The organism is Coprococcus sp. RTP31081st1_H1_RTP31081_211007 (assembly GCF_040227275.1).
Taxonomy (GTDB): Bacteria; Bacillota; Clostridia; order Lachnospirales; family Lachnospiraceae; genus Coprococcus; species Coprococcus aceti.
On the sequence record NZ_JBEHVP010000001.1, the window covers coordinates 613991 to 629364 of the forward strand.

Genomic DNA, 15374 nt, shown 5'->3' on the forward strand with positions numbered 1-15374 from the left:
ATCTCTTATATCTTACAGCTCTCCCATGTCCACTCCCTCGGCCACGGTCACTGTACTGTGAACAATCTTGTTCATCTCTGCTATGGATGTGATACCATCAAGAACGTGCTTGGCAGCTCCCATCTTCAGTGTGAGCATTCCTTCCTTGAGGGCCTGCTTCTCAATGACATCCGCTGTAGCTCCGGAAGCGATAACAGCCTGAAGCTCTCTTGATACAGGCATCATCTCGTATACACCGATTCGTCCTGAATAGCCTGTGTCGTTACACAGTGGGCATCCCTGTGGCTCGTAGATGATGACATCCTCCTCGTCAGCCGGAACACCGAGCTGAACTCTCTCATCATCCTCCACAAGTCTTGGCTGCTTACATGTGGTACAAAGTCTTCGCACAAGTCTCTGTGCAATAACTCCAACAACAGCATCACCGGCGATGTATGACTCAATACCCATATCGATAAGACGGGTGATGGTCGAAGCCGCTGAGTTAGTATGCAGTGTCGATACAACCAAATGTCCTGTGATAGCGGCCTGTACGGCGATTCCTGCTGTCTCACCGTCTCGGATCTCTCCTATCATGATGATATCCGGATCCTGACGAAGGATAGATCTGAGGGCTGCCGCGAAAGTCATGTCCGCTTTGTTATTAACCTGCACCTGATTGATACCGTTGATGTTCGCCTCGACAGGGTCCTCAACGGTGATGATATTAACATCCTCTGTGTTAAGCTCACTGAGTGATGTGTACAGTGTAGTTGATTTTCCTGATCCTGTAGGTCCCGTTACAAGGATGATACCATGTGGGTTGCTGAGGATATTATCGAAAACCTTCTCCTGCTCTGCATCGAAACCAAGGGCACTCTTCGGTTTTGTCAGACCGTCCTTGGATGTAAGTCTCATAACCGTCTTCTCTCCGAAAACTGTTGGAAGGATAGAAACACGGACATCAAACTCTCTTCTGTCAACCATGATGGTGATACGACCATCCTGTGGTTTTCTCTTCTCTGCTATATCCATACCGCCTATGATCTTGATACGGGCTGTGATACCTGCCAGTATGCTGAGGTCGTATGACATAACCTGCTTAAGTGCACCATCTATTCTGTATCTGACTCTGACGCTGTTCTCCAGAGCCTCTATATGTATATCTGACGCTCTCTGTCTTACTCCGCCTTCGATGATCTGCTTAACCAGAAGTACGATAGGGGAATTATCGATTTCTTCGTTGCCCTCTTCCTCGTCGCCTCCGCCGAGCACATTCTGCTGCTCCTGTCTGTAGGCCTCAGCAGCCTCCATAGCCTGAGCGCTTCCGTAATACTTGTCTATGGCATTCCTGATTCCCTCCTCAGATGCGAGCATCGGCTCTACCTGAAGATTTGTCACAAGACCAATATCGTCCATGGCCATGATATCCATTGGATCTGCCATGGCTACCTTGAGGATGTTCGGGTTATCAGGATCTATCTCTATAGGTATGGCCTGATACTTGGTGACCATGTTCTCAGGCACCATGTGTATAACCTTCTCCTCGATCTTAGCTCCCTTGAGCTCTATGTAGTCAATTCCCAACTGGGTTGTAAGTACCGTAATCAGCATGTCGTTACTTATAAATCCCAGATCAACCAGGGCGTTACCAAGCTTTCTGCCGGTCTCCTTCTGCTTTGCAAGTCCTTCCTGAAGCTGTTCCTCCGTGATAGCCCCCGCTGCTACAAGGACATCTCCAATTCTGATCTTCTTACGTCCCACGCTTAATCGCATTCTCTAAATACCCTCCTCACGTCTCTCGCAATTCTACGCACAGGCAGAATTATCCAAATACCTAAAGCGTATTATATCACAGTATTTTCACATTTTAAACATTTTGTACATATTTAGATACATTTTTTTGCACTTTTATCGGATTTTTGCTTTTTTACAGGGTGGATAGGCACTATTTCTGCACAATAAACATATTATATAAGCAAGCTGACTGTACTAATTGTAAAATAGCCCGTCCAGCAAATGTACAGCCGGTACAATCAATTTACGGGAGCAGTTCATATATGGAAGCGTTTAAAAACCCACTAACTCCCGAAGAAGAGAAAAAATATATTGCGCTGTGCCTGTCCGGCGACAAGGCTGCCCGCAGCATTCTGATAGAGTACAATCTCCGTCTGGTCGCCCACATATCCAGAAAGTACAATTCCGCCGTGAGGGATCCCGAGGATCTTCTGTCCATAGGCACGATAGGTCTCATCAAAGCCATAGACAGCTACAAGCCCGACAAAGGCTGTAAGCTGTCAGGTTATGCCGCCAAATGTATCGAAAACGAGCTTCTCATGACTCTCCGCCACGAGAAGAAGAAGGCGCGTGAGGTCTCGATCTACGATCCCATCGGCACTGATAAAGAGGGTAACGAGATCGTCATCCTTGACATCATAGGTTCGGAGAACGTCAACGTTCTGGACAAAATGATACAGGACGACCACCTGTGCCTGCTTCCCTCCTGCATATCATCGCTCCTCTCATCCAGGGAGAGGGAGATCATATGTATGCGCTACGGTCTTGACGGGCAGTCACCTCTCACCCAAAAGGAGGTAGCCAGGATGCTCGGAATCTCCAGGTCATATGTATCGCGCATAGAGAAAAAGGCTCTTGGCAAATTAAGAGGATGCCTGGATTGACATCCAGACATCCTTATGATCACTCTTTTCTTCTCAGTATAATACCGGTCTCAAGCTCCTTATCAAGCTTCACCCTCAATTTCTGCTTTGGATGTGGCGCAGAGTCCATGCTGTTTTCTTTCTCGTCGTATATCGCCTGAACCTCGCACTCTATATTTGTTCCATCAAAGCCCATGGCTTCAAGCTTCTCTCCCACCAGGAACTTATTCTTCTGCTCAAAGCATACACAGCCATCCGGGGTAACCTCTCTCACAGTTCCAATATACGTATAGTTTTTTACATATGTGTTGCTATCATATATCTGTGATTCTGAGTCTGTCTTCCCGAAATAAAATCCCGTTGTGAACTGCCTGTATGTGCATTTGGCTATCTCTCTCTTGTAGTATTCCATGTTTGCTCTGTACTTCTCTTCTGACTCCATATAATCATCTATGGCTTTTCTGTAGGTTCTGGCAACGGTCGCCACATACAGAGCCGTCTTCATACGTCCCTCTATCTTGAAGCTGTCTATTCCGGCTTCCATCATCTCCGGGATGTACTCTATCATGCACAGATCCTTGGAGTTAAATATATATGTTCCTCTGTCGTCCTCGTTGACAGTCATATACTCTCCCGGTCTGGTCTCCTCGACGATGGAATACTTCCATCTGCACGGATGGGTGCACGCACCATGATTCGCATCCCTGCCTGTGAAGTAGTTGCTGAGAAGGCATCTTCCTGAATATGATATGCACATAGCGCCATGGATAAATGACTCTATCTCCATATCGTCCGGTATGTTTGCTCTTATCTGTGATATCTCCGCAAGGGACAGTTCTCTGGCAGACACAACCCGCTTTATGCCGTGGTCATACCAGAACTTGTATGTCATGTAGTTCGTGTTGTTAGCCTGTGTGCTTATGTGTAATTCCATATCCGGCATAGTCTCCCGAGCTATGGTAAACACACCCGGATCGGATACAAGAACAGCGTCCACACCTGTATCTTTCAGCTCGCCAAAATAAGCTCTTATTCCATCCAGATCATAGTTGTGTGCAAATATATTGGCTGTCACATACACCTTAGCATTATGTGCATGGGCATATTCCACGCCCTGTTTCATCTCTTCTATGGAAAAGTTGTCTGCTTTCGCTCTGAGGCCAAATGCCTGTCCGCCTATATACACTGCGTCAGCTCCATAGTCCACGGCCACCTTGAGCGTGTCCAGTCCGCCCGCCGGGACAAGAAGCTCTGGTTTCTTATCTCTCATATCGTTTCCTCCAACCATTTTTCGTTTATTTCCTGATACTAAGGCTCATTCCATCCCCTATATTGAGTATGGCCGTCTCCAAATGTTCATTGTGGGTGAGCTCGTACAGGTATTCTCTCATCCTTGAATGTATCGTTCTGTTTCTTCTGGTAACTGCAAATCTGCTCTCAAGGACATCTCCGTCCTGAAGCACGTTGTCGCAGAGCAATACCCCCTTCGGAGCTAGCAGCCGTATAGCCTCCGTGAAAAAATTGCCATACTGACCCTTAGCTGCATCCATGAACACCATATCATAGTTTTCTGTCATACCCGGTAATATCTCCAGTGCATCGCCCTCAAGCAGGGTGATCTTGTCTGAAGCCCCGGCTCTGACTATATTCTTCTTCGCCTCTTCTATTCTCGGCTGATAATTCTCTATAGTTGTTATATGTGCGTCATCATCCAGAAATCTACTCATAAAAATGGCAGAAAAGCCAACGGCTGAACCTATCTCAAGAATCTTCTTCGGCCTGTTCATAAGAATCAACATCTTGATGAACTCTCCGGCCTCTCGTCTTATGATAGGTACCCTGTTCTCTTCTGCCTCTCTTCTGATCGAGGTCACAACCTCATCGTAGTCTGTATTGAAGGAATTGATAAATGACGCAAGTCTTTCATCACATACCATAATTATCCTCTCTGTCTATTCCTCGGCACTGTCCTCACCGGAGGAATCATCACTGCTGTCTCCGTTGCTATCCCCCGAGGAACTCTTGCCATTTCCCGTTATGATCTCTATTATCTCCTGATTTGTATCGCTCGGTGCTATCTGATATGTACCAGGCTGGATATCATCTGCATATCCGCCTATTCTGACCTTCAGTATAAAAGCGTATTTGTCCTTGATGACCTCCGCCGTCTTAAGGGAATCCGCCACATCAAGAAGCGGCTCGTCCTGAGTTATCTGTATAGTTGCCTTACGGTTGCTGCCCGGATCCGCAGCCCTTGTGGCAAACACCTGATACGCAAAATCATACGAGTATGAGAAAGCCTTTACCAATATAAATAAAATACATACATTGATGAATAGTCCAAAAAGGAATCTCAGAATCTTCTTCATACTTCTAGCACTATCTAAAGCCATAATCGTTATTCTCCTTGTTCACAAATACATCTCAGCCAGCGCGAATCACCGGGCGTCCTCATCTATGATATCGAAATCAAGATCGTCCGCTATCTGTTCATATACAAGCTTCATCATTCTCACCAGCTTCTGCTCCGCCCTGATAAAGTCATTGACTATAGTATCATGGACTATGGAGTCATATTCCATGAATAGATTATTAACTTCATCATATGGATTGTCAAGCATTTCGTTATTCTGTATTTCATAATTTTTCTTACGAAATTCCATGAGCTGCTGAAGTTTTTCTGGTTTCTGTCTAAGTTTATCCTTGCAATACTGATAATTCTTGTAGACATCAGAATCCTTGATGCACGCATTCAATTGTCTGCTAAGTTCCAATGTATCTGTCATTTTCTCACCCTTCTACACCTCTGTGATTATAGGAAGGATCATAGGGCTTCTCTTTGTCCTCTTCCAGAGGAACTCTCCCATGTCATCCTTTATCACGGATTTGATCTTACCCCAGTCTGTCACGCCGCGGCTCAGGCATCTGTCGAGAGCCTCCTGACATGTGATCCTGCAGTCTTCCATAAGTGTCTCAGACTCCCTGACGTACACGAAGCCTCTTGACACTATATCCGGTCCTGCAACAAGCTGGTTGCTGTATCTGTCCAGGGTCACAACTATGATTATGAGACCATTCTGTGACAGAAGCTGTCTGTCTCTGAGGACAATATTTCCAACATCTCCAACTCCAAGTCCATCCACAAATACTCCCTGTGCAGGAACCTTGCCGACAACGTCGAACTTCTCCTCGCCGATCTCAAGAACATCGCCTGTGGTCATGATCTTGACATTCTCCTTAGGGATTCCCATCTCAACTGCAAGCTCTGCATGTCTCTTGAGGTGTCTGTACTCACCGTGGACAGGTATTGCATATTTCGGTCTTGTGAGCGCATATATAAGCTTGAGCTCCTCACGGCAGGCATGGCCGGATACATGTGTATCCTCAAATATAACGTGTGCACCCTTCGCCTCGAGCTCATTTATAACCTTGAATACCGCCTTTTCATTTCCCGGTATAGGATGTGAGCTGAAAATGACCACATCACCAGGCTTTATGGCTACTTTATTGTGTATGGATGCAGCTATACGTGACAGCGCAGCCATGTTCTCTCCCTGACTTCCCGTGGTGATGAGAACAACCTTCTCATCCGGGTAGTTCTTCATCTCGCTTATATCTATGAGTGTGTTATCCGGTATGTTGATATATCCAAGCTCGGACGCCGTGGTGATGATGTTCACCATGCTTCGTCCCTCTATGACAGCCTTTCTGCCATACTTGTAAGCTGAATTGATGATCTGCTGTACTCTGTCAACGTTGGATGCAAATGTCGCTATGATGATCCTGTGATCCTTGTTGTCGTTGAACAGGTTGTCAAATGTTCTTCCCACTGTCTTCTCTGACTGTGTGAAGCCCTCCTTCTCAGCATTTGTCGAGTCAGCCATGAGTGCAAGCACACCCTTCTTGCCGAGCTCAGCAAATCTCTGAAGATCTATGGTTCCACCAAATACCGGTGTGTAGTCTATCTTGAAATCTCCGGTGTGGACAATAAGTCCGGCCGGTGTGTATATGGCAAGGGCCGCCGAATCTGCTATGGAGTGGTTTGTTCTGATAAATTCCACTCTAAATGCCCCAAGATTTATATTCTGACCATACTTTACAACCTTTCTTCTGGTGTTGTTCATAAGGTTGTGTTCCTTCAGTTTGTTCTCTATAAGACCCATGGTCAGCTTGGTCGCATAGATCGGCATGTTTAATTCTTTCTCAATGTACGGTATGGCTCCTATGTGATCCTCATGTCCATGGGTAACCACGAGTCCCCTGACCTTGTCCGCGTTTTCCTTGAGATAGGTGACATCAGGAATTACCAGATCGATTCCTAACATGTCGTCCTCAGGGAATGCCAGTCCGCAGTCAATGACTATGATAGAGTCCTCATACTCTATCGCAGTGATATTCATTCCAATCTGTTCCAGACCGCCCAAAGGAATGATCTTCACTGTCTCTTTATTATTCTTATTCAATTTTCTTATACCTCCAAATTTACGTCCTCAAGCAGCTCGTCAAATATCTTGATGACCGCCTCTAATTCATTTTCATCTTCCACAATATCGTATGCTGCCATCTCTTCCGTATCAGCTCCGTTGTTCTCGCGAAGGATAAGGAATGATTCATCATCCGCCTTGTCTATAACGAACAGATAATTCACGCCGCCAAGTGTGGTCTGCTCCACAACCGAGAATTCCACTTCTGTTCCATCTTCTGCTTCAAATATGATACTGTTGTCCGTCTTCCTGTTCTCTGCCATATAAACCTCTTAATACTTCTTCAGGCGTACACAAAACAAAGGCAGAAGGTCTGTGTCTATCACAGACTGCTGCACTTCGCATCAAGATAGTTCTGCAGTATGACCGCAGCCGCCATCTTGTCTATGTACGTCTTCCTGTTCTCTCTTCTCACTCCGCTGTCCATAAGGATCCGCTCTGCCTCCACAGTGGTAAGGCGCTCATCCCACAGAACAACCTCAAGTCCTGTTCTGCGCTCAAGATCCTCCTTGAATGCCTGGGTGGCCTCGCATCTGTCTCCCTCTGAATTGTTCATGTTCTTCGGGTAGCCAAGCACTATCAGCTCTATGCGGTCGCGCTCTCCTGCCGCTCCATACTCTTCAAGTATGGCCTCTATGCGGGCAAGTGTCTGTCTCAGCTTGTTCGCCGACTTTCTCTCTATCGTCTCCAGCGGCTGGGCAGTCATCTTGAGCGGATCGCTCACGGCAACTCCCACCGTCTTGGTTCCATAGTCAAGTCCCAATATTCTCATACTATTCTTTTCCTTTACACGAGGTTATTCTTGATGTAGTCCTCAAGTAAAACCTCAATGATCTCGTCTCTCTCCACCTTCATGATCAGGCTTCGCGCGTTCTTGTAGCTTGTGATATATGTCGGGTCACCGCTCATTATGTACCCAACAACCTGGCTTACCGGATTATATCCTTTCTCGGTAAGTGCATCGTATACTTCTCCAATTATCTCGCGTACGTCCAATGTCGCGTCCTTGATTGGAACAATATTCTGTGTACTTTCGTTATTCATCAAATCACGTCCTCATCTTGTTATTATCTCATGAGCCAATTAACATTCCTATTCTAATATAAAAAACTACAAAAGTAAAGGAAGGTTTCCCCCATTTTGGGTATATGTCACATACACAAAGCTGTTCACAAAACTCTCCGGCATGGATATGTCGCCCACATCTATGAGTATATCCATGTATCTCTCCGTATGTCCTCTGAGATATGTCTTATTGTCCTTCTTTACAACCTCTTCCACCAGGACTTCAAGCTCACAGCCCTCAAACTGGGCTTCATATGCGGTCTTGTTGTCATGGGCAAGCTTAAGCAGCACATCGCTTCGCTCATTCTTTATCTCAGGGGCAACCTGCTCTTTCATGGCGGCAGCGACTGTTCCCTTTCTCGGAGAATACTTGAATATATGCATCTCATACAGATTGAGCTCCGTCAGATATCTGACAGTCTCTGCAAATTCTTCCTCAGTCTCTCCCGGGAAGCCCACTATCACATCCGTGGTGAGCGCAGGGGACTTATACGCCTTTCTCAGCATGTCACATTTTTCAAAGTATTGCTCGCAAGTGTACTTTCTGTTCATTCTCTTGAGCACTGAATCACAGCCGCTCTGCAGGCTCAGATGGAAGTGTGGACATACTTTCGAATTGGATGAAATCCTCTCCACAAACTCCTCTGTTATTATCCCCGGCTCAAGTGAACCAAGCCTTATTCTCTTGATTCCTTTGATTTTTGAGATAGCCTCTATAAGCTCTATAAGTGCTCCCTCATTATTCTTATCTTTGCCATATGACGATATGTGTATACCGGTAAGCACAACTTCTTTTATTCCTGCCTCCGCAAGCTCTGATACTTCTGCAAGGATCGCCTCCTGGCTTCTGCTTCTTATCCTTCCTCTTACATACGGGATTATGCAGTATGAGCAGAACTGATTGCAGCCGTCCTGGATCTTGACATATGCCCTTGTGTGTCCCACAGGGACATGGCCGCCCATCTCCTCGTACTCAGTCTCTCTGGATATATCCACGAAGTATTCCATGGCTTCATGATCTTTACCCGGGGCATTTTTTTCATTGTTTCTCACATTAATATAATCATTAACTATTTCTGTGATACTTTTCTTCTTATTGTTGCTTATTACTATATCTATAGCTTCATCCTGCTCGAGAATCTCTCTGGCTGACTGCACATAGCATCCTGCGGCTATCACTATTCCATCAGGATTCATCTTTCTGGCTCTGTGAAGCATCTGCCTTGATTTTTTGTCCGCAATATTGGTCACAGAACAGGTATTTACTATATATATATCTGCTTTTTCGTCAAATTCCACTATATTTGCACCGGCAGCCTTCAGCATGTCGAGCATGCTGTCAGTCTCCGCCTGATTGACTTTGCAGCCAAGTGTTGTGGCAGCCACAGACATTCCTTTTAGCATGTATTTTACACTCCTTATATTGACTTTTGTATTCTATAAAAATATAATAATGACAGTACATAAAAAACTTACAAGGGTTAGGAGGACTATTTATGACAGCAGTTAAGATTTCTTTAAACTCAATCGATAAGGTCAAGAGCTTTTGCAATGACATTGCGAAATTTGACGCAGAATTCGACCTCGTATCAGGACGTTACGTAATTGATGCAAAGTCAATCATGGGTATTTTCAGTCTTGATATCTCAAAGCCTATCGAACTTAACATTCATGCAGAGAGCGGTATCGATGAGATCATGGCTACTCTGAAGCCATACCTTGCAGAATAGTATTTATTCTGCCCCGTATGTTATATGGATCTGATAATCAAAGAGATGCTTATTATGAAGCATCTCTTTTTTGTTGTCTTTTATCACTGTTTTATATTGTTTTACTGCTTTGCGCGACACATAACGACCTCTGCCGTATCTACAGCCTTGCGGTACAATGGCTCGATAATTCCTGTGAGCTTTGCCTCCGACTTCTCTATCGCAGAGAGAACCGGATGTGTAACCGGATGCTTTGCAACAAATGTCGTACAGCAATCCTCGTATGGCAGTATAGATGTCTCGTATGTTCCGATCTTCTCTGATATGTCTACTATCTCCTGCTTATCCATGCCTATACATGGTCTGAACACCGGCATGGTGCTGACCTGGTTGATAACGTTCAGGCTGAACACAGTCTGGCTTGAAACCTGGCCTATGCTCTCTCCTGTTATCGTACACTGACAGTCATTCTTCTCAGCCAGCTCCTCCGCTATCTTGATCATGTATCTCTTCATGATGATCGTGAGCTCCTCATGAGGACAGTTGTCGTATATTGCCATCTGTACATCGGCAAAGTTGACAACATGGAGTCTGATGGCTCCTGAGTAGTTGGCCACAAGACATGCCAGATCTATAACCTTCTGCTTTGCTCTCTCGCTTGTGAACGGAGGTGCGTGGAAATATACTGCCTCCACAACAACTCCTCTCTTGGCTATCATATATGCCGCAACAGGGCTGTCTATACCGCCTGACAGAAGTGCCATTCCTCTGCCGTTCGTTCCAACCGGCAGTCCTCCCGGGCCAGGTATGGTGATCGAATAGATATATGCTACCTTTCTAATCTCCACATTGATTATCTCCTGAGGTGAGTGCACATCCACTGTAAGATCAGGGAACGCCTCAAGGAGGAAATGTCCAAGCTCGGCGCTTACCTCCATGGAAGTCATAGGATATGTCTTGTCATTTCTTCTGGTGAACACCTTGAATGTGAAGTTCTTTCTGTCGTATGCCTTTTCAACATAATCTATTACCTTCTGCTTGAGGTTTTCAAACTCTGTGTTCTCCTCAACCACAACAGGGCATATTCCAACGATACCAAATACTTTTCCAAGGGCATTTACCACATCCTCATAGTCGTAATCCGACTTGCACTCAACGAATATTCTTCCCTGCTCCTTGCGGATATAGAAATCTCCGTAAGGCTTCAGCTTTCTGTTGATGTTCTTACAGAGTATGTCTTCAAATATATATCTGTTCTTTCCCTTTGTGCCTATCTCGGCATACTTTATCATAAATGCCTTGTACTGCATATTTCCTCCTATTTCTTCCTCACATATCTTCTGAGTATCGGTAAAAGTTCCTTGCAGCACTCGACTGCATAATCTATCTGTTCCATTGTATTCTCCGGTGAAAAACTGAATCTCAGTGTGGACTCAAGCTTCTCAGGTGGCAGACCTATGGCCTTCAGCGTGCTGCTTGTGGAATGTTTATTCGACGAACATGCTGAACCGGATGAGACATATATGCCCTTCTCTTCCAGAGCATGAAGCATGACCTCACTTCGCACTCCCTTGAAGGTTATGCTGGCTATATGGGGCGCATTCCCGGAATTACTGTACACATCGTCTATCTGTGTGAGTTCATCTATAAGATGTTCCTTGAGTTCTCTCATGTGCGCTACATTTGCATCGAGATCTCTGTAGGTCATCTCGGCAGCCAGTGCCATTCCGGCTATTCCCGGTACATTCTCTGTTCCTGACCGCATTCCGCCCTGCTGGCCTCCACCGTATATCACAGGCTTGACCTTGACTCTGTCCTTTATGAACAGTGCTCCAACGCCCTTTGGTCCGTGGAATTTATGGCTGCTTATGGACATCATGTCTATTCCCATACGCTTCGGGTATATCACATATTTGCCAAATGCCTGTATGGCATCCACATGGAAGAGCACACTCGGATTCTTCTCCTTTATACGTCTGGCAATGTCCTCCACCGGCATGACAGCTCCTATCTCATTGTTGACGTACATGACTGACACTATGATCGTGTCGTCGTCGACCTCATCTACCAACCGGTCAACATCGACCACACCATCGTTTCCAGTCGGAATCCTGACAACATCAAATCCCATATCCTCAAGGAATGTCAGCGGACTGCCGACTGAGGCATGCTCAACTGCTGTTGTTATGATCTTGTTGCCCGCTCTCCTGTTGGCAAGTGCGCCTCCTATCAGAGCCATGTTGTTGGATTCTGTTCCTCCCGATGTGAACACGATCTCCTTCGCCTGAACCTTGAGCAGCCTGGCTATCTTATCCCTAGCATCGCTCACGTATCTGGCCGCATCCACACCCTTCTGGTGCAGTGATGACGGATTGCCATAGTCCTGTTCCATTAACTTTACCACAAGATCTCTCACCTCTGGATAAACCGGGGTGGTCGCTGAATTGTCAAAATATGCTTCCATGTTGTCTTCCACCATTCCGAAACCGATATACGTCCGGCTTCAAGCTTCTTTCTTTCACTAATCTCTACAATATTGTTCTAATTGTCCCTGTCGGCACTGAACATGATGATCGACATAACCGCCAGTCCGGCCGTCTCAGTGCGCAGTATCCTGTGTCCAAGAGTTATACATTCCGCCCCGGCCGCCATTGCCTGTTCCACTTCTTCCCTGGCAAAGCCACCCTCCGGGCCTATGAATACCCCCAGACTTCTGCGGGCAGAGGACGGTGCTGTCACATCAGCGATGATCTGTCTGGACTTTGCAAGTCCCTCCGCCTCCTCATATGGAATTATATTCATATCAAGAGTCTTCGCCATCTCTATCGCCTGTGCAAATGTTACCGGCTCCGTGATCTCAGGGACGATTCCCCTTCCGGACTGTTTTGCAGCAGACTCCGCTATGATCCGGCATCTCTCGGTCTTCTTTGCAACCTTCTTTGCATCAAGCTTCACTATGGTGCGCGCAGTGAATACCGGAACTATCCGGCAGACACCGAGCTCCACCATCTTCTGTACTATAAGATCCATCTTATCCGACTTTGGATATCCCTGAAACAGGGTAACCTCCACCGGAAGCTCTGCAAAGTTATCATTCACATCCTCGACGTGGCACAGAACCTCGTCTCTGCCAAGCTCCGATATACTGCACGTATAATCTCTTCCTCTGCCGTTACTGACAGTTATCTCCTGACCCACTTTAAGGCGGAGAACGTTCTTTATATGGTTAACGTCTCCGCCTGTTATGCTTATATCTGTTCCTATATCTCTGCCATCTACGTCTACAAAGAATCTGTTCATATTTGATTATTTCCTCTCACACGCTGGTTCATACATGCTTTTTTGCGACAAAGCTTACCCAGTCATTCATGTAGACAGTATCTACGATATCAAAGTTATTGTCAAGAAGAGCCTGTCTGACCTCATCCTCTTTTATGTTTATAATGCCCGATGATATAAAAATACCATCATCCTTCATAAACTTCTGAACTACAGCCGACATTGGAATTATAACGTCTGCAAGGATATTTGCAACTACTATATCATAATTTGCGCCTATTGACTCTACCAGTTTCTGGTCCTCAAGGACATTTCCGCACTTGAATTCCACAGCCTCGGCAGGAATATGGTTCACATCTCTGTTCTCTCCCGCCACATCAACAGCGATCGGATCTATGTCTATACCGAGAACATGCTTTGCACCCAGCTTATTGCAAACAAATGACAGGATACCGCTTCCGCTTCCGGCATCGAGTATCTCATCTCCATCCTTCATGTACTTCTTGAGCTGGCCTATGCACAGTCTCGTGGTCTCATGGGAACCTGTTCCAAATGCTGTTCCGGGATCTATCTCAATAACTATATCCTCATCCGTTGCATCCTCCGGCACTTCCTCCCAGGTTGGCTTGATGATGATATTGTCATACAGTCTGAATGGCTTGAAGTAGGCCTTCCAGTTGTCTCTCCAGTCCTCTTCCTTCGTCTCACTCTCGGTTATCTTGCCTGTTCCGACAGGAAGAAACTCTGACAGTCTCCTGATCTCTGCAGCCACCTTATCCTTTATCTCCTGCACGTCAAATGTATCGTCAAGGAAACAGGACACCTTTGCAGTTCCATCATTTTCCGGCATATCATCCGGCAGGAGATCGACAAACATCGTCTCCATCTCCTCCTCAGTGAGGGGAATATTATCTTCTATCTGAACACCCAAAACGCCTTCCTCTTCGAGGAAGGCGCTTATGAGGTCTTCAGCTTCACATGTTGTATCTATTGTGAGCTTCGTCCATTTCATATATTTTATACCTACTTTTTCTTTCTTCTCTTGTGATCGCCAAATGTAAATGGTCCTGCTGAATCTGTTGCAGGTCTTGTCTCTACAAGTGTTGCCTGCTCATACTGATTTAGGATCTTCTTCTGCTCCTCTGTGAGCTTCTCCGGCACCTGTACAACAAGTGTTACATAGTGATCGCCTCGCTGAGTTGGGTTCTTGAGGTTAGGTACTCCTTTGCCCTTCAGCTTTATACGTGTATCTGTCTGTGTTCCTGGTGGTATGGTGTAATCAACCTCTCCTTCGATGGTGTTGATCTTGATAACTCCACCAAGTGCTGCCTGTGTAAATGTGATAGGCTCTGATGAATACAGATTGTACTCCTGTCTCTGGAAGTTTGGATGACGATCAACAAGTATGGTAACTGTAAGATCTCCTCTCTCACCACCGTTGATACCAGGCTCACCCTTTCCTTTGATTCGGATGTTAGTACCATTGTCTACTCCTGGTGGAATAGCTATCTGTATCTTCTTTCTGCTCTTTACATATCCTGTTCCTGCACAGTTGCTGCACTTGTATCTGATGATCTTACCAGATCCACTACAATCAGGACATGTCTGAACATTACGTACAACTCCAAAAAGTGACTGCTGTGTTGTCACTATCTGGCCCTTACCGCCGCACTTGCCGCAGACCTCCGGCTGGTGTCCCGGCTGTGAACCGGTTCCCTTACATACATCACACTCATCCTTCAGTGGGAGCTCAAGCTCCTTCTGGGTTCCGAATATAGCCTCCTCAAAGGCTACTCTGATGGTGGTCTTGATGTTTGCGCCCTTCATAGGGCCATTTGTATTTCTCTGACGGCTTGCGCCACCGAACATATCTCCGAATATATCTCCAAAGATATCTCCCATGTCTGCGAAGTCAAATCCACCAAATCCGTCGGCACCGCCACCGTTCTGGTCGAATGCTGCATGGCCAAACTGATCATACTTTGCACGTTTCTCAGGGTCACTGAGGACTGAATAAGCTTCAGCTGCTTCTTTGAATTTCTCTGCAGCCTCTTCATCACCAGGGTTCATATCCGGGTGGTATTTTTTTGCTACCACTCGGTATGCCCTTTTGATCTCGGCTTCAGAGGCTCCCTTGGTTACACCAAGGACTTCATAATAATCGGTCTTTGTCTCTGCCATAGCCTTTACCTTTCATC

The 15374-nt window shown here is 46.0% G+C and carries 17 protein-coding genes; 2 read left to right on the forward strand and 15 right to left on the reverse strand.

The features are described 5' to 3' along the window. Positions 1 to 12 precede the first annotated feature (12 nt). The gene (locus tag ABUA31_RS02645; RefSeq protein WP_015533121.1) at positions 13 to 1755 is read right to left on the reverse strand and encodes a GspE/PulE family protein; all 1743 of its coding nucleotides are present in this window, start codon (positions 1753 to 1755) and stop codon (positions 13 to 15) included. 284 nt (positions 1756 to 2039) lie between these two features. Between ABUA31_RS02645 and sigK the strand changes: the two genes are divergently transcribed. Then, a complete protein-coding gene (sigK, locus tag ABUA31_RS02650) occupies positions 2040 to 2660 on the forward strand; it encodes an RNA polymerase sporulation sigma factor SigK (RefSeq protein ID WP_015533122.1) in 621 nt (206 codons plus the stop codon). 19 nt (positions 2661 to 2679) lie between these two features. Here sigK and ABUA31_RS02655 read toward each other — a convergent pair whose 3' ends face one another. From ABUA31_RS02655 to mtaB, 9 genes are all read right to left on the reverse strand, one after another. After that, positions 2680 to 3909: a peptidase U32 family protein gene (locus ABUA31_RS02655; RefSeq protein WP_055144916.1), complete on the reverse strand. Its 1230-nt coding sequence runs from the start codon at positions 3907 to 3909 to the stop codon at positions 2680 to 2682. Between the two features lie 25 nt (positions 3910 to 3934). Continuing rightward, entirely contained in the window at positions 3935 to 4576 is a 642-nt protein-coding gene (locus ABUA31_RS02660) for an O-methyltransferase (protein ID WP_015533124.1), read from the reverse strand. A 15-nt stretch (positions 4577 to 4591) separates the two neighbouring features. Beyond that, positions 4592 to 5032, reverse strand: coding sequence for an endolytic transglycosylase MltG (locus tag ABUA31_RS02665; RefSeq protein WP_156327922.1), 441 nt, complete (start codon positions 5030 to 5032; stop codon positions 4592 to 4594). 45 nt (positions 5033 to 5077) lie between these two features. Further along, complete coding sequence (locus tag ABUA31_RS02670; RefSeq protein WP_015533125.1) at positions 5078 to 5425, reverse strand: YlbF/YmcA family competence regulator; 348 nt, start codon at positions 5423 to 5425, stop codon at positions 5078 to 5080. A 12-nt stretch (positions 5426 to 5437) separates the two neighbouring features. Further along, positions 5438 to 7102, reverse strand: coding sequence for a ribonuclease J (locus ABUA31_RS02675; RefSeq protein WP_022217240.1), 1665 nt, complete (start codon positions 7100 to 7102; stop codon positions 5438 to 5440). Positions 7103 to 7107: 5 nt separating this feature from the next. After that, positions 7108 to 7386, reverse strand: coding sequence for a DUF1292 domain-containing protein (locus ABUA31_RS02680; RefSeq protein ID WP_015533126.1), 279 nt, complete (start codon positions 7384 to 7386; stop codon positions 7108 to 7110). A gap of 59 nt (positions 7387 to 7445) precedes the next feature. Continuing rightward, positions 7446 to 7895: a Holliday junction resolvase RuvX gene (gene ruvX, locus ABUA31_RS02685; RefSeq protein ID WP_015533127.1), complete on the reverse strand. Its 450-nt coding sequence runs from the start codon at positions 7893 to 7895 to the stop codon at positions 7446 to 7448. A gap of 14 nt (positions 7896 to 7909) precedes the next feature. Further along, positions 7910 to 8167 (reverse strand): IreB family regulatory phosphoprotein, encoded by a 258-nt coding sequence (locus ABUA31_RS02690; protein WP_015533128.1) that lies wholly within the window; start codon positions 8165 to 8167, stop codon positions 7910 to 7912. 66 nt (positions 8168 to 8233) lie between these two features. Beyond that, positions 8234 to 9592: a tRNA (N(6)-L-threonylcarbamoyladenosine(37)-C(2))-methylthiotransferase MtaB gene (gene mtaB / locus ABUA31_RS02695; protein ID WP_015533129.1), complete on the reverse strand. Its 1359-nt coding sequence runs from the start codon at positions 9590 to 9592 to the stop codon at positions 8234 to 8236. Positions 9593 to 9684: 92 nt separating this feature from the next. Between mtaB and ABUA31_RS02700 the strand changes: the two genes are divergently transcribed. Next, positions 9685 to 9918 (forward strand): HPr family phosphocarrier protein, encoded by a 234-nt coding sequence (locus tag ABUA31_RS02700; RefSeq protein ID WP_015533130.1) that lies wholly within the window; start codon positions 9685 to 9687, stop codon positions 9916 to 9918. 101 nt (positions 9919 to 10019) lie between these two features. On the opposite strand, the gene thiI is transcribed toward ABUA31_RS02700, so the two are convergent. The 5 genes from thiI to dnaJ all read right to left on the reverse strand — a co-directional run bounded on the left by thiI (position 10020) and on the right by dnaJ (position 15357). Continuing rightward, positions 10020 to 11207 carry a tRNA uracil 4-sulfurtransferase ThiI gene (gene thiI / locus ABUA31_RS02705; protein WP_015533131.1) on the reverse strand — a complete coding sequence of 396 codons (1188 nt, stop codon included), beginning with the start codon at positions 11205 to 11207 and terminating at the stop codon, positions 10020 to 10022. Positions 11208 to 11215: 8 nt separating this feature from the next. After that, complete coding sequence (locus tag ABUA31_RS02710) at positions 11216 to 12361, reverse strand: cysteine desulfurase family protein (protein ID WP_022217235.1); 1146 nt, start codon at positions 12359 to 12361, stop codon at positions 11216 to 11218. Positions 12362 to 12438: 77 nt separating this feature from the next. Then, positions 12439 to 13197: a 16S rRNA (uracil(1498)-N(3))-methyltransferase gene (locus ABUA31_RS02715; RefSeq protein WP_349818527.1), complete on the reverse strand. Its 759-nt coding sequence runs from the start codon at positions 13195 to 13197 to the stop codon at positions 12439 to 12441. Between the two features lie 28 nt (positions 13198 to 13225). Further along, positions 13226 to 14188, reverse strand: a complete 963-nt coding sequence (gene prmA, locus ABUA31_RS02720) for a 50S ribosomal protein L11 methyltransferase (RefSeq protein ID WP_022217233.1) — start codon at positions 14186 to 14188, stop codon at positions 13226 to 13228. Between the two features lie 11 nt (positions 14189 to 14199). After that, on the reverse strand, positions 14200 to 15357 hold the full coding sequence (gene dnaJ, locus ABUA31_RS02725; protein ID WP_022217232.1) for a molecular chaperone DnaJ: 1158 nt from the start codon (positions 15355 to 15357) through the stop codon (positions 14200 to 14202). Between the last annotated feature and the right edge of the window lie 17 nt (positions 15358 to 15374).

What these genes read in the sequence shown, in the direction of transcription:
- ABUA31_RS02645 (WP_015533121.1), bottom strand. Translation starts at nt 1,755, where the DNA reads ATGCGATTAAGCGTGGGACGTAAGAAGATCAGAATTGGAGATGTCCTT.
- sigK (WP_015533122.1), top strand. Translation starts at nt 2,040, where the DNA reads ATGGAAGCGTTTAAAAACCCACTAACTCCCGAAGAAGAGAAAAAATAT.
- ABUA31_RS02655 (WP_055144916.1), bottom strand. Translation starts at nt 3,909, where the DNA reads ATGAGAGATAAGAAACCAGAGCTTCTTGTCCCGGCGGGCGGACTGGAC.
- ABUA31_RS02660 (WP_015533124.1), bottom strand. Translation starts at nt 4,576, where the DNA reads ATGGTATGTGATGAAAGACTTGCGTCATTTATCAATTCCTTCAATACA.
- ABUA31_RS02665 (WP_156327922.1), bottom strand. Translation starts at nt 5,032, where the DNA reads ATGGCTTTAGATAGTGCTAGAAGTATGAAGAAGATTCTGAGATTCCTT.
- ABUA31_RS02670 (WP_015533125.1), bottom strand. Translation starts at nt 5,425, where the DNA reads ATGACAGATACATTGGAACTTAGCAGACAATTGAATGCGTGCATCAAG.
- ABUA31_RS02680 (WP_015533126.1), bottom strand. Translation starts at nt 7,386, where the DNA reads ATGGCAGAGAACAGGAAGACGGACAACAGTATCATATTTGAAGCAGAA.
- ruvX (WP_015533127.1), bottom strand. Translation starts at nt 7,895, where the DNA reads ATGAGAATATTGGGACTTGACTATGGAACCAAGACGGTGGGAGTTGCC.
- ABUA31_RS02690 (WP_015533128.1), bottom strand. Translation starts at nt 8,167, where the DNA reads ATGAATAACGAAAGTACACAGAATATTGTTCCAATCAAGGACGCGACA.
- mtaB (WP_015533129.1), bottom strand. Translation starts at nt 9,592, where the DNA reads ATGCTAAAAGGAATGTCTGTGGCTGCCACAACACTTGGCTGCAAAGTC.
- ABUA31_RS02700 (WP_015533130.1), top strand. Translation starts at nt 9,685, where the DNA reads ATGACAGCAGTTAAGATTTCTTTAAACTCAATCGATAAGGTCAAGAGC.
- thiI (WP_015533131.1), bottom strand. Translation starts at nt 11,207, where the DNA reads ATGCAGTACAAGGCATTTATGATAAAGTATGCCGAGATAGGCACAAAG.
- ABUA31_RS02710 (WP_022217235.1), bottom strand. Translation starts at nt 12,361, where the DNA reads ATGGAAGCATATTTTGACAATTCAGCGACCACCCCGGTTTATCCAGAG.
- ABUA31_RS02715 (WP_349818527.1), bottom strand. Translation starts at nt 13,197, where the DNA reads ATGAACAGATTCTTTGTAGACGTAGATGGCAGAGATATAGGAACAGAT.
- prmA (WP_022217233.1), bottom strand. Translation starts at nt 14,188, where the DNA reads ATGAAATGGACGAAGCTCACAATAGATACAACATGTGAAGCTGAAGAC.
- dnaJ (WP_022217232.1), bottom strand. Translation starts at nt 15,357, where the DNA reads ATGGCAGAGACAAAGACCGATTATTATGAAGTCCTTGGTGTAACCAAG.